Below are 13,365 nucleotides of genomic sequence, written 5' to 3' on the forward strand. Positions count from 1 at the left end.
GAGTGGGGGACAGCCACGCCCGCCCGGTGCGCCGGCCTCCTCACACCCCCGTTTCCGCCGCCACCTTCCCCGACCGGATCCCCGCCACCAGGTCCGCGTGGTCCGCCTCCGTGCGGTCGGCGTAGGTGACGGCGAAGGTGGCGATCGCCTCGTCGAGTTCGTCGTTCTTGCCGCAGTAGCCGGAGATGAGGCGCGGGTCGGCGCTGTGGGAGTGGGCGCGGGCCAGGAGGGCGCCGGTCATGCGGCCGTAGTCGTCCACCTGGTCGGCGGAGAGGGCGGCCGGGTCCACGCTGCCCTTGCGGTTGCGGAACTGGCGGACCTGGAAGGGGCGGTCCTCGACGGTCGTCCAGCCCAGCAGGTTGTCGCTGACGACCTGCATCCGCTTCTGGCCCAGGACCACCCGGCGGCCCTCGTGGTCGACCGACGGGGCCTCGAAGCCCGCGGTGACCAGGTGGGGCACGAGCGCCGAGGGCCTCGCCTCCTTGACCTGGAGGACCAGCGGTTCACCGCGGTGGTCCAGCAGCAGGACGACGTAGGAGCGCGTGCCCACGCTGCCCGTGCCGACCACCCGGAACGCCACGTCGTGCACCGCGTGGCGGGCCAGCAGGGGGAGGCGGTCCTCGGAGAGGGTGCTCAGGTAGTGCTCCAGGGACGCGGCCACCGCCGCGGCCTCCGCGTCCGGCACCCGGCGCAGCACCGGCAGGGCCTCCAGGAACCGCCGGCCGCCGTCATCGGTCGGCTCCGTCGACTTCGCCGCGAAGCGCCCGCTGGTGTTGGCCCGCGCCTTCTCCGAGACCCGCTCCAGCGTGCCGACCAGGTCATGGGCGTCGGTGTGGGAGACGAGCTCCTCGTCCGCGATCGCGTTCCACGCGTCCAGCACCGGCAGCTTGGCGAGCAGCCGCATGGTGCGCCGGTAGGCACCCACCGCGCCGTGCGCCGCCGCGCGGCAGGTGTCCTCGTCGGCGCCGGTCTCCCGGCCCGCGAGGACCAGGGAGGCGGCGAGCCGCTTGAGGTCCCACTCCCAGGGGCCGTGCACCGTCTCGTCGAAGTCGTTCAGGTCGATGACCAGGTCGCCGCGGGCGTCGCCGTACAGCCCGAAATTGGCCGCGTGGGCGTCGCCGCAGATCTGGGCGCGGATCCTGGTCATCGGGGTGCGGGCGAGGTCGTACGCCATGAGGCCCGCCGAGCCGCGCAGGAAGGCGAACGGTGTGGCCGCCATCCGCCCCACCCGCAGCGGGGTCAGCTCGGGGATGCGGCCCCGGCTCGACTCCTCGACCGCCTCCACCGCGCCGGGACGGGAGAGGTCGAGGTCCAGCGCGGCATGGGCGGCACGCGGGACGCCCTCCCGCAGTGCCTTGCCCTCCTTCTTGGGCGAGCCCTCCACGGGCCACTGCGCGAGGCCACGCACCAGGGGCCGCCGCGCCCCGGCCGCGGCGCCGGCCGTCTCACCGGCCCGCGCCCCGGCCGTCGTCTCCACACCGGCCTCGGTCACCGCGACCGCCTCCCCCGTGACTCGCAGGAACATCAACTCGTGCCGACCGTACAACCACCAGCCGAAACGCGTCAGACCCTGTGGACAACTCCGCCGCTGTGGAAGAACTCCGTGGAAGAGGCGCGGCCCGGGCTCAGCCCAGCTTGTCCACCGCCTGGTAGTAGGTCCACGCGGTCGCGTCGCACGACGTCTTCTTCACACCCGAGTACGTGGCGCACACGCGCTTGAGGTCGGCGTAGAACGCGTCGTCCAGGCGGGCCTTGTTGGCCTCGAAGGTACCGGCCGCCTCGTAGTTGCCGTAGCCGAAGTCATGACGGACACAGGCGTTCGCGAACGGGAAACCGAAGGGGTTGTCGGGGGAGGTCGTGCAGGAGTCGGTGGACCAGTCGAAGCCGTACGCGCTCCAGGCGCTCTGGTTCGCGCGGGCCGCGAAGAAGGCGTTGTAGCTGCTCGCACCGGTCTGGGTCCAACTGCTGAGCACGGCGGCCTTGTCGGCCGGGGCGGCCTGGGCGGCCGAGGCCGGGAGCAGGACGGCGGTCACGGCGAGGGCGGCGGTGAACAGAGGCGCGGCAAGACGACGGCGCATGGGCTCTTCCTCCGGGCATGGGGACGCCCCCTCGGGGATTCACCGGGGCGTGGCCCAGCGAAGGCCGAAGCCCTATGCCGCACGCATGCCGCAGCTATAGAAGGAGGTCACACCCACCGGCATCGACCAGGCGCAAGCCCAGAGCGCCGCGCGCGAGCGTCACGCCCGCAAATACGCGAGCACCGCCAGCACCCGTCGATGCGTCTCGTCCGCCGGCGGCAGATCCAGCTTCGTCAGGATTCCCCCGATGTGCTTGCCCACCGCCGCTTCCGACACCACCAGCTCCCGCGCGATGGCCCCGTTGGACTTGCCCTCCGCTATCAGCGCCAGCACCTCCCGCTCACGCGGGGTGAGCCGCTCCAGCGGATCACGGCGCCGGCGCAGCAGCTGCCGTACGACCTCGGGGTCCACGACCGTGCCGCCGTCCGCGACCTCGGACAGCGCGTCGACGAACTCCTCGACCTGGCCGACACGGTCCTTGAGCAGATAGCCGACGCCCGTGCCGTCGCCGGAGTCGAGGAGTTCGGAGGCGTACGTCCGCTGCACGTACTGGCTGAGCACCAGCACCGGCAGGGCGGGGCGGCTCTCCCGGAGGCGGACCGCCGCGTGCAGGCCCTCGTCCTGGAAGCCGGGCGGCATGCGGACGTCGGTGACCACGATGTCCGGGCCGTGCTCCTCGACCGCCGCGATCAGCGCCTGCGCGTCGCCGACGGCCGCGACGACCTCGTGACCGCAGCGGCTCAGCAGGCCTATGAGGCCCTCGCGCAGCAGCACACTGTCCTCGGCCAGGACTACGCGAAGCGATCGGCCGCCTCGCTCAACTCGGTCACCTCGCAAGGGAACTCCACACGCAGCAGGGTCGGTCCGCCCGGCGGGCTGGACAGGGAGAGTCTGCCATCCAGGACCGACACCCGGTCCGCGAGTCCGGTCAGTCCGCTGCCCGCCGAGGCGTCGGCGCCGCCGCGGCCGTCGTCGCGCACCTCGAGGACCAGCCGCCCGGCCGTGTACCCGCCGCTCACCTGGGCGCGGTCGGCCCCGCTGTGCTTGGCGATGTTGGCGAGCGCCTCGCAGACCACGAAGTACGCGGCCGCCTCCACCGCCTGCTCGAACCGTCCCGGCAGCGGGAGGTCCACGTCGACGGGGACCACGGAACGGTCGGCGGCGTCGGCCACTGCGGCCCCGAGGCCGTAGTCCGCCAAAACCTTCGGGTGGATGCCGTGGATGAGTTCGCGCAGTTCGGCGAGGGCCTTGCCCGCCTCGTCGTGGGCCTTGGCGAGCTGGTCGGCGAGCGGTCCGGGCGGGGCGTCGAGGCGGGCCAGGCCCAGGGTCATCGTCAGGGCGACCAGGCGCTGTTGGGCACCGTCGTGCAGATCGCGTTCGATGCGTCGGCGCTCCGCCTCGAAGGCGTCCACCAGCCGTACCCGCGACCGGCTGAGTTCGACGACCCTGGCGCCCAGGTCGCCATCCCGGTCGGCGATCAGCAGCCGGGTCAGCTCGGCGCGGGCGCCGGCCGCGACGCCCAGGACGTAGGCGCCGAGAGCCAGCAGCAGGACGCCGAGCACGGCGACCCCGAACGCCGTCGGCCAGGTCGTGACCGTCCACTGCTTGAGCACCTTCGTCTCGCTGCCTTCGCCGATGGTGGCCATGAGCAGCGGGGTGGCGGCCATGGACACCGGGAAGAGCAGCGCGACCGTGAACACCAGTGCGTCCAGGGGCCACAGCAGGCCCGCGAACAGCACGGTGTACGCGAGTTCGCGCCAGGTGACCTGTTCCTTCAACCGGGTCGTCAGCCAGGACATCAGTCCCTCGGCGGCCGGTGCCTGGTGCGGGTCCGGTGCCGGGTCCAGGTCGACCAGGCCGAGCCTTCGCCGCTCCACCCAGGCCACCGGAAGACCGGCGAGGGCCAGCACGACCAGCAGCGGCAGCCCGACGAGCACTATGGCGAGCGCCCCGCCGACGGCCGCCAGCGTCACCAGCCCGACCAGGGCGAGGACACCGGTGACCGCGCCGGTCAGCAGGTAGCCGACCGAGCGCCAGGGCCACGCCGACAGCAGGAAGCCCGGCCGGGACATGGCCTGCCACACATTCCGAGGGTGCATGGGAATCACCGTAGAAGGGCGGCCGGGTGCCCGGCCATGGGCCCAGGGGGCGGGCCGGGGGTAGGGCCAGCCATACCCCCGGCGGCGGGAGCGACGGGATCCGGCCAGGTCAGCGCCGGGGCGCGGGGTCTGCCGTACGGCCGGCCGGGCAGTCGTACGGCGGTCCCGGCCGCCCCACGACGGGTCACGGCCGTCCGCTCGCAGGCTCTTGCCACGGCAGGCTGCTGCCAAATTGAAGGCACAATTCCGCCAACGTGCGGTGCGAACAATGGCCAAAGGACGACGCTTCGGCGTTCCGCGCCGGCCGGGCCGTTCCCTGGGCCATGGCCGCACGAGATGGGGGAGTCACACGTGGAATTCCAGCTTCTCGGACCGGTGGAGGCGAGAGACGGGGCCCGGCGCATCGCGCTGTCCGGTTCCAAGGTGCACACGGTTCTCGCCGTGCTGCTGCTCGCCCGGGGACGGGTGGTGAGCGACGGACGGCTGAGCGAACTGCTGTGGGGGTGGAGTCCGCCCGCCACCATGAACGCGCAGATCTACACCTACATATCCCGGCTGCGGAAGCTGCTCGGCCCCGGGGTCGACCTGGTCCGGCGCCAGCCCGGCTACCAGTTGACGGCGGCCGGTGCCCACCTCGACGTCCTGGAGTACGAGCGGCTGGACCGGCTGGGCCGGCGGGCGCTGGAGGAGCGGCGGTTCGAGGACGCGGCCGAGACCCTGCGGCGGGCACTGGAGCTGTGGCGGGGTCCGGCGCTGGCCAATGTGACGCCCCATCTCGCCGAGGCGGAGCTGCCGCGGCTGGAGGAGGCCCGCACCAGCACCCTGGAGCACCGCATCGAGGCGGACCTCGTCCTGGGCCGGCACCAGCGGGTCGTCTCCGAACTGACCGGTCTGGTCGCCGAGTTCCCGGTACGGGAGCGGCTGCGCGCCCAGCTGATGACGTCCCTGTACCGGTGCGGGCGGCAGGCCGAGGCGCTGCGGGTCTTCCACGAGGGGCGCGGGGTGCTCGCCGAGGAGCTCGGGGTGGACCCGGGGCCCGACCTGACGGCCACCTACCAGGCGGTGCTCAGCGGGGAGTTGAGCCTGCTGCCGCAGCCGCCCGCCACCGGGCCGGTGTCCCTGGTGTCGCCGCCGGTCATGGTGCCGCCCGCGACCGCCGACTTCACCGGCCGGGAGGGCGAGTTCGCCGAGTTGTGCGCGCAGTTGGCGCCGGCCGCCCGTCCCGCGGGCTTCCGGACGCGGCGCCTGCTCATCACCGGGATGGCCGGGGTGGGCAAGACCGCCCTCGCCCTTCAGGTGGCGCACGCCGTGGCCGGGGAGTTCCCCGACGGGCTGCTGCACGCCCGGCTGAGGAACGAGGACGGCACGGTCAAGGACTCGGCCGAGGTGCTCGTACGGCTGCTGCGGGCGCTCGGTGAGCGCAGCGAGGACATGGCGGCGCCGGACGCCCCGGACCGGCTGGACGACCTGATCCACCGCTATCGCACCCGTACAGCGGGGCGCCGGCTGCTGATCCTGCTGGACGACGCAGCGGGCGAGCTCCAGCTGGACGCGCTGCTGCCGCCCACGACGGACGCGGCGGTGCTGGTGACCAGCCGCAACCGGCTCACCGCCGTGCCCGGTTCACGCACTGTCGTCCTGGAGCCGATGGGTGCCTCGGAATCCCTGGCACTGCTCGCCACGATCGCCGGGAACAGCCGGATCGTGGTCGAGCCGGAGGCGGCCGACGTGATCGTGCGGGCCTGTGCCGGGCTGCCGCTCGCGCTGCGGGCCGCCGCGATCCGGCTCGCCGCCCGTCCGCACCGGCCGGCGGCGCGGCTGGCCCGGCGGCTGGCCGACCCCGCGCTGCGGCTCGGCGAGCTGCGCACCGGCGACCTGGACGTGGGCCGCGTCCTCGGCTCGGCCCTGCGGGCGCGGCCGCAGGGCGAGCGGAACCTCGCGGGTGTGCTGGCGTCGCCCGCCGGCGGCACGTTCACCGCGGCCGAGGCCGGAGTGGAGGCCGGACTGTCCGAGGACACGGCCGAGGAACTGCTGGAGCGGCTGGTCGAGGGCGCGCTGCTGGAGATGGCGGGCATCGACGCGGAGGGCCGCCCGCGCTACCGCTTCCACGAACTGGTACGCCTGGCGTCGCTGACCGAGACGGCCGGCAGGACCGCCGACAGGCGGCTCACGGCGGCGGGTTGAGCGCCGGCCCCGCGGCCGTCGAGGCGCCCTGCGCAAGGTGATGCGCTCCCCCACGCCGAACTCCCGCGCCGAGCTCCCACGGCGAGCCCTCGCGAGGGCCCGGTGAGCGGGCCCGAGCCCTTTGGGTATGCCCAGCCCTACCCCAAGTCTCGTCCCTGCCGCACTGCGCCGGAGTGTCCTCACGCGGTTTCGTGGAGTCACCGAGAGAACGAGAGAGGCGGCACCCGGATGACGGCTTGGCTGGCGGAGCAGATGGCGGCGCACGGCGGCGTCGGCATTCTCGCCGTGGTGCTGCTGCTGCCCGCGCTGGAGGCGGCCCTGCCGGTGATCGGCGCGCTGCTGCCGGGGCAGACGGCGGTCGTGCTGGGCGGGATGCTCGCCTGGCAGGGCCATGTGACGGTCGAGGCGGCACTGCTCACCGCGCTGGTCGGTGCCGTCCTCGGCAACCTGGCCGGATACGCGGTCGGGCGGCGCTGGAAGAGCCGGGTGCTTGCACCGCTCCAGGCACGGGCGGGCCGGCGCCGGTACACCGAGCGGGCCCTCGGGCTCATCGAACGCCGGGGCGCCGGCGCGGTGTTCGTCGGCCGCTTCACCGCCGTCCTGCGCACCCTGGTGCCGACCCTGTGCGGGGCGACCCGGATGCCCTTGCGGCGCTATCTGCTGTGGTCCGTGGTCAGCAGCGCGGTGTGGGCCCCGGCGTTCGTGCTCATCGGCTATGTCATCGGGCCCGCCGGACCCGGGTGACACCGCCCCGGCGGCGGCCCACGCAACCTCTTGCCACGGCAGTCACCTGCCACGCGCAACGCCGGACCCGGCACCCCGGCCCCGCCCACAATGGCCGTGCCGACGCCGGCTCGCCAAGCCCGAACCCTCCGTCCCGCCCAGGTCTGCGGGAGGACCGACACCGAACGAGTTGGGACAGATGAACAACGACGCCATCCAGTTGCGCTCCGTCAGCAGGAGTTACGGGTCGGGCGACAGCGCCGTGACTGCCCTCGACCAGGTCTCCCTCTCCTTCCCGCGCGGCACCTTCACCGCTGTCATGGGCCCCTCCGGCTCCGGCAAGTCGACCCTGCTCCAGTGCGCCGCGGGGCTGGACCGTCCCACCTCGGGTTCGGTCTCGGTGGGCGGTACCGAGCTGACCAAGCTCAGTGAGACCAAGCTGACGCTGCTGCGACGTGAGCGCATCGGGTTCGTCTTCCAGGCGTTCAACCTGCTGCCCGCTCTGACCGCCGAGCAGAACGTCGCCCTGCCGCTGCGGCTGGCCGGCCGGAAGGTGCCGAAGTCCCGGGTCCGGGAGGTGCTCCAGCAGGTCGGTCTCGGCGACCGCGCCCGGCACCGGCCCACGGAGATGTCCGGCGGCCAGCAGCAGCGCGTCGCGCTGGCCCGCGCGCTGATCACCCGCCCCGAGGTCCTCTTCGGCGACGAGCCGACCGGCGCCCTGGACTCGCAGACCAGCCGTGAGGTGCTGGCACTGCTGCGCTCCATGGTCGACCGCGAGGGACAGACGATCATCATGGTCACCCACGACCCGGTGGCCGCCTCCTACGCCGACCGCGTGGTCTTCCTCGTCGACGGCCGCGTCAACGGTGAGCTGATCGGCGCGAGCGCGGACGACATCGCGGCCCGTATGACCAAGCTGGAGGCCGTGCCGTGCTGAGCGTCGCCCTGCGCACCCTGCGCACCCGCTGGGTCACCTTCGTCGGCAGTTTCGTCGCGCTCTCGCTGGGTGTCGCCCTGCTCGCCGTGATGGGCCTGGCGCTCGCCTCCTCCCTGGACGCGCCCGAGCGACAGCCGGAGCGGTTCGCCGCGGCACCGGTCGTCGTCCAGGGGCAGGACACCCTGTCCGTGCCGACCCCGATCGGCGACCGCACCCAGAAACTCGCCCACCCGCGCGCGGTGCCCGAGGAGACCGTGGCGAAGCTGCGGCGGCTCGGCACGGTCGTCGCGGACCGGTCGTTCGCCGTGCGGGCCGAGAAGGGCCCCGGCGACCTGGTCGGCCACCCCTGGTCCACGGCCGCCTTCACGCCGTACGAGATCGACGCGGGCCGTGCTCCCCGTACTGCCGACGAGGTCGTCGTCAGCGGCGACTGGACGCGGCCCGGTGAGCGCGTCACGACCGACCGCGGCACCGTGACGGTCGTCGGCACCGTCGCCCCGCGCGGCTTCGAGGATGCCGTCTTCTACACCGACGCCCGTGCCGCCGAGCTGTCGCCGAAGAGCACCCAGTTGGTGGTCGAGGCGGACGCGGCGGAGGTGCGCGAGGCCGTCGGGGGCCAGGATCTCCAGGTCCTCACCGGCACCGACCGCCGTCTCGCCGACGCCGATCCGGACCGCGACAGCGAGGCGCTCACCGCGATGAACGCCATGTTCGGCACCGCCGGCGGGGTCACCGCGTTCGTGTCGGTGTTCGTGGTGGCGTCCACGTTCGCCTTCGCGGTCGCCCAGCGGCGCCGGGAGTTCGGCCTGCTGCGCACCGCGGGGGCCACGCCCGGCCAGATCCGGCGGATGGTGTTCGCGGAGGCCCTGATGGTCGGCGTGCTGGCGTCGGCGGCCGGCTGTGTGCTGGGCGCGTACGGCGCCCCGAAGCTCGCCGCGTGGGTGGTCGACGGCGGTCTCGCGCCCAGCTGGTTCACCATCGGCGACTTCACCTGGCCGTACCACATGGCCTTCTGGACCGGTCTGCTCGTCGCGCTGCTCGGGGTGATCGCCGCGTCCTGGCGGGCCGGCCGCACCGGGCCCACCCAGGCGCTGCGCGAGGCGTCCGTGGACACCAAGGCGATGACCTGGGGCCGCTGGCTGTTCGGAGGGGGACTGCTGCTGACCGCGGCGGTGACGCTGGGGCTCGCCCTGGTCTCCGACCCGGGCGAGCTGTTGCACCGCAAGACCTATGTGAGCCGTCCGATGCTGCTGATCACCGCGATCGCACTGCTCGCGCCGATCCTGGTGCGCCCGCTCACCCGGCTGATCGCCTGGCTGCCGGCCCAACTGCCCGGCGCTGGCGGGATGCTGGTACGGGAGAACGCGGCCGCCGGCATCCGCCGGACGGCGGCGATCGCGGCGCCCGTCCTGGTCACCGTCGCCCTCGCGGGTTCACTGCTGGGCGCCACGGCCACCCTGAACGAGGCGAAGGCCACCGAAACCCGCGAGCAGACGGCCGCCTCGTTCGTCGTCACCCCGGCCGGGGACGCCGGGTTCGACGCGGCGACTGTGGAGAAGCTCAAAGCGGTCAAGGGCGCCGTGGTGTCGGCCACCTCGTCGAGTGCCGTGTACGTCCTGGAGGAGGGTGTCGCACTCATCAAGTCCGAGGCTCGCGCGGCCGAGGCGGGCCCCCTCGCGAAGACCGTGCATCTGCCGCTGGCCGCCGGAAAAGCGAGCAGTCTCGACGACGACTCGATCATCGTCAACGAGGAGTGGGAGAAGCACACCGTCGGGCAGAGCGTGGACGTATGGCTCGGGGACGGCACGAAGAAATCGCTGCGGATCGCCGCGGTGATGACGACCGGCACCGGCAACAACGGCGCCTACGTCACCCCCGCCAACGCCCCCAGCGCGAGCGTCGACCGGGTGGACGTGGCTCTCGCCGACGGTGCCGACCCGGCCGCGGTGGCCGCCGCGCTCACCAAGGCGGGCGGACAGGTCTTCACCAAGGACCAGTGGGTGCAGGCCAGTTACCCCGAGACCAACCGGACGACCCGGTACGGCTTCATGCTGGTCCTCGGTATCGCCCTCCTCTACACCGGGATCTCCCTGGCCAACACGATGGTCATGGCGACCTCCGACCGGGTGCGCGACCTGGCCGTCCTGCGGCTGGCCGGGGCCACCCAGTGGCAGGTGCTGCGGCTGGTCGCCGGTGAGGCACTGATGGTCGTCGCGGTCGGCGGAGTGCTCGGACTCCTGGTCGCCGGGCTCAACCTGGCGGGCATGTGGAGCGCGCTCGGTCTGCTGTCGGTGTGGAGCCCGGTGGAGATGCCGTGGGCGGAACTCGGGGCGACCGTGGGTGCCTGTGCCGTGCTCGCGGTGGTGTTCTCCGTCGCCCCCGCCGGGCTGGCCATGCGGCGCCGGGCGGTGGAACTGGCCGGCATGCGGGAGTGACCCCCTGACCGGCGCCGATCGGTACCTCCCCCGTCCCGGTCGGCGTCACCCCGCTCGCGGGCCCACCCCGGGGCCCACGGGCGGAACGACGGCCGGGCCGCCCCTCGCAGGGCGACCCGGCCGTCGTACAACTACGCCGTACAACTACTACGGCGCATGTTTCACGTGAAACAACGGACACAAAAAATCAGGCCGCGGGGTCGTACACCTCCGCCATCGCGACCGCGATCTTGCGTGGACCGGTGAACGGCTCACGGCCGTGGGCGGCCAGCATGTTGTCGACGATCAGGATGTCATCGCGCTGCCAGTCGAAACGGGTGGTCGCCGAACGGTAGGCGGCACGCAGATGGGCGACGGTCTCGTCGGGGATACGGCCGCCGTCCCCGTAGTAGGTGTTGGTGGGCAGGTCCTCGTCGTCGAAGATCTCCCGCAGGCCCTCCTGGACCTCCGGGGCCAGCGAGGTGACATGCCAGAAGGTGGCGTGGTTGAACCACACCTCCTCGCCGGAGCCGGGGTGGGTGTGCACCACGGGCCGGATCGCCGTCGTGCGCAGTCCGCCGTCGGACCGCCATGCGGCCGTGATGCCCTTCGTCCGGCAGTACTCCACGACCGCGTCCCGATCGGTGGTGTTGAACGCCTCCTGCCACGGCACCCCGAAGTCGGCGTGGAAGTTGCGCACCACCTGCCAGCCACCGCGCCGTACGAACTCCTCGCGCACCTCCGGGTCGATGGCCCGGCGCACCTCGCGGATGTCGGCGAGCGGGGTCGCGCCCTGCGTGAGGGCCGGCTCGATGCAGTAGAAGTACAGAGTGTTCGGCCAGACGGCCTGGTAGGAGTTCTCGTTGTGCAGGAAGATCTCCTCGTCGGCCGGGTAGTCCGTGGACGTGTAGACCTGGCCCTTGATGGTGGAGCGCGGGGAGGAGCGTTCGGCGTAGGTCAGCGGGGCGCTGCCGGAGAAGCCGCGCACCACCGCGTCGAAGCCGTCGACCCCGCCGACCTCGAAGCCGCGCAGCAGGATCGCGCCGCGCTCGCCGAGGACCGTGCGGAGCTTGTCGCGGTGCTCGCGGATGTGGTCGTGAACCGATGTGCCCGGCTCGGCCGTGTACGCGACGGCGGTCGTTTCCTCGATCGCGGTCATGGGACCAGCACCTCTCTCGTCCGTGTCTCCTCTGCCAGTTCCTGGTCGTAGTGCCGGAACACCACCGGCCCGGTGGCGCCCGCCTCCCGGGCCAGGGCCGCGAACACCCCGTCGGTCACCGGCAGGTCCTGCACCACCCAGGTGTCGGGGCCGGTCGGTTCGGCGTGGGCGACCAGCACCGGGCCGTCCGTCGCCGGCTGTACGTCGACCGCGCTGAGGTCGGTGACGATGCCGACGCCGATCGCCTTGACCACGGCCTCCTTGCGGGTCCAGCAGCGGAAGAAGGCGTGGGTACGGGCGGGGCCGCCGGGCGCGGACAGGATGTGGGTGAGTTCGGAGGCGCTCATCACGAACCGGGACGCCCCTTCCACGTCCAGGCTGCGGTCGTCCTCCAGGTCGACGCCCACCTGGTGGCCGACGACCACGGCCAGCAGCCAGTGCGGGCCGGAACGCGAGAGGTTGAAGTCCAGGTCGGTGGGCGGCCAGTCGATCCGGGGCCGGCCGTGCTCGGGGTGGGCGCAGCGCGGGCACGGGCGGCGGCCGAGGACCACCTCGCGCGGGGGCACACCGAGATAGCCGGAGAGCACCCGGCGCACGGCCGCATGGGCCGCCGCGTACCGTGCCGCGGCCGGTTCCGGCAGCCGCCGGACCATCGCGGCCTCGTCGTCCGACAGCAGGTCGGTGGCATCGGGGGCGAGCGTGTCGGGCGCCCGCCCCCGCCAGATGTGGACCGCGTCATGGTCCCTGAGCTGTTCGTATGCGGCGGTCATCGCCTCAGTCCGTTCGTCGGTGGGTCAAGCGTCGGCCGTCGGGGCTCAGTCCGACATCGCCACGAGGACCCGGCGGTCGCCCGTGAAGGGGCGGCGGCCGTGGGCGAGCAGGATGTTGTCGATCAGCAGCAGGTCGCCGGCGCGCCAGTCGACGTCCACGGCGTGCTCCAGGCCGCGGTCGCGGATCTGGACGACGTACTCGGCGGGGATGGGGCTGCCGTCGGCGAAGGTGACGTTCTGCGGCAGGTCGTCCTCGGGCAGGATCTGCGCGAGCGCGGCCGCGGTGTCGTCGCCGAGGCCGGCCGGGTGCCACTGGTCGGCCTGGTTGAACCAGGTCTCGGTGCCGGTGACCGGGTGGCGGGTGGTGGCCGGACGGACCGAGGTGACACGGATGCCGCCGTCGGCCTTCCACTGCCACTCGGCGCCGGTCGGGTCGAGGAAGGCCTCGACCTCCTCGCGGCTGGTGGTCTCGAAGGTGTCCTGCCAGCTCTTGCCGAGGCCGTAGCCGTCGTGCAGGTTCTGCACATAGCGCACCCCGCCGGCGAAGGCCGCACGGACCTCGTCGTCCAGGGAGCCCAGCCACAGCTCGGCGTCGACGACCGGGGTGGCGCCGCCGCTGCCCGGCTGGATCTGGCAGTAGAAGGCGAGCCGGGCGGGCCAGGCGTGGGCGTAGCTCATCTCGTTGTGCATCGAGATGGTGAACTCCTGCGGGTACTCCGTGGAGGTGTAGACGTTGCTGCCGACCTTGGTGCGCGGGGAGTTGCCGTGCACATAGGCGAGGCGGTTGGGCAGCAGCAGGTCGAGGACCTCGTCCAGGCGGTCCGGGGTGACGCCGAAGCCACGGAAGACCAGGCCCTTCTCCTGGGCGAGCAGCCGGGCGAGCTCGTCCGGGCCCATCTCCCCCAGCCGGGCCAGGAGTTCGTCGGCGCCGCCGACGCCCTCGGACTCCAGGTCCAGCGGCGTCCAGATGCTCTCGCGGGTCGTGTCGCGGGTCGTCATGG

At 72.9% G+C, this 13,365-nt stretch carries 11 protein-coding genes; 4 read left to right on the forward strand and 7 right to left on the reverse strand.

Features of this window, described 5'->3' with window-relative positions; genetic code table 11:
- Window positions 1–40: 40 nt before the first annotated feature.
- From RNB18_RS08265 to RNB18_RS08280, 4 genes are all read right to left on the reverse strand, one after another.
- The gene (locus RNB18_RS08265) at window positions 41–1,525 is read right to left on the reverse strand and encodes a DUF2252 domain-containing protein (RefSeq protein ID WP_311713471.1); all 1,485 of its coding nucleotides are present in this window, start codon (window positions 1,523–1,525) and stop codon (window positions 41–43) included.
- 100 nt (window positions 1,526–1,625) lie between these two features.
- Window positions 1,626–2,078: a phospholipase gene (locus RNB18_RS08270; RefSeq protein ID WP_311713472.1), complete on the reverse strand. Its 453-nt coding sequence runs from the start codon at window positions 2,076–2,078 to the stop codon at window positions 1,626–1,628.
- Window positions 2,079–2,237: 159 nt separating this feature from the next.
- Window positions 2,238–2,852, reverse strand: a complete 615-nt coding sequence (locus RNB18_RS08275) for a response regulator transcription factor (RefSeq protein ID WP_311713473.1) — start codon at window positions 2,850–2,852, stop codon at window positions 2,238–2,240.
- A 17-nt stretch (window positions 2,853–2,869) separates the two neighbouring features.
- Window positions 2,870–4,150: a sensor histidine kinase gene (locus RNB18_RS08280; RefSeq protein ID WP_311713685.1), complete on the reverse strand. Its 1,281-nt coding sequence runs from the start codon at window positions 4,148–4,150 to the stop codon at window positions 2,870–2,872.
- A gap of 378 nt (window positions 4,151–4,528) precedes the next feature.
- Between RNB18_RS08280 and RNB18_RS08285 the strand changes: the two genes are divergently transcribed.
- From RNB18_RS08285 to RNB18_RS08300, 4 genes are all read left to right on the forward strand, one after another.
- The gene (locus RNB18_RS08285; RefSeq protein WP_311713474.1) at window positions 4,529–6,361 is read left to right on the forward strand and encodes an AfsR/SARP family transcriptional regulator; all 1,833 of its coding nucleotides are present in this window, start codon (window positions 4,529–4,531) and stop codon (window positions 6,359–6,361) included.
- A gap of 228 nt (window positions 6,362–6,589) precedes the next feature.
- Window positions 6,590–7,105: a DedA family protein gene (locus tag RNB18_RS08290; protein ID WP_311713475.1), complete on the forward strand. Its 516-nt coding sequence runs from the start codon at window positions 6,590–6,592 to the stop codon at window positions 7,103–7,105.
- A gap of 178 nt (window positions 7,106–7,283) precedes the next feature.
- Window positions 7,284–8,021: an ABC transporter ATP-binding protein gene (locus tag RNB18_RS08295; protein ID WP_311713476.1), complete on the forward strand. Its 738-nt coding sequence runs from the start codon at window positions 7,284–7,286 to the stop codon at window positions 8,019–8,021.
- A complete protein-coding gene (locus RNB18_RS08300; protein ID WP_311713477.1) occupies window positions 8,015–10,456 on the forward strand; it encodes an ABC transporter permease in 2,442 nt (813 codons plus the stop codon). Before RNB18_RS08295 ends, RNB18_RS08300 begins: the two co-directional genes overlap by 7 nt.
- A 187-nt stretch (window positions 10,457–10,643) precedes the next feature.
- On the opposite strand, the gene RNB18_RS08305 is transcribed toward RNB18_RS08300, so the two are convergent.
- Genes RNB18_RS08305 through RNB18_RS08315 form a run of 3 tightly spaced genes read right to left on the reverse strand, consistent with a single transcriptional unit; the run spans window position 10,644 to window position 13,363 of the window.
- The gene (locus RNB18_RS08305; RefSeq protein ID WP_311713478.1) at window positions 10,644–11,594 is read right to left on the reverse strand and encodes a TauD/TfdA family dioxygenase; all 951 of its coding nucleotides are present in this window, start codon (window positions 11,592–11,594) and stop codon (window positions 10,644–10,646) included.
- On the reverse strand, window positions 11,591–12,364 hold the full coding sequence (locus tag RNB18_RS08310; protein ID WP_311713479.1) for a 4'-phosphopantetheinyl transferase family protein: 774 nt from the start codon (window positions 12,362–12,364) through the stop codon (window positions 11,591–11,593). The genes RNB18_RS08305 and RNB18_RS08310 overlap by 4 nt, the downstream gene beginning before the upstream one ends.
- Before the next feature lie 45 nt (window positions 12,365–12,409).
- The gene (locus RNB18_RS08315) at window positions 12,410–13,363 is read right to left on the reverse strand and encodes a TauD/TfdA family dioxygenase (protein WP_311713480.1); all 954 of its coding nucleotides are present in this window, start codon (window positions 13,361–13,363) and stop codon (window positions 12,410–12,412) included.
- Window positions 13,364–13,365: the final 2 nt, after the last annotated feature.

It is taken from the genome of Streptomyces doebereineriae (assembly GCF_031845645.1).
GTDB lineage: Bacteria > Actinomycetota > Actinomycetes > Streptomycetales > Streptomycetaceae > Streptomyces > Streptomyces canus.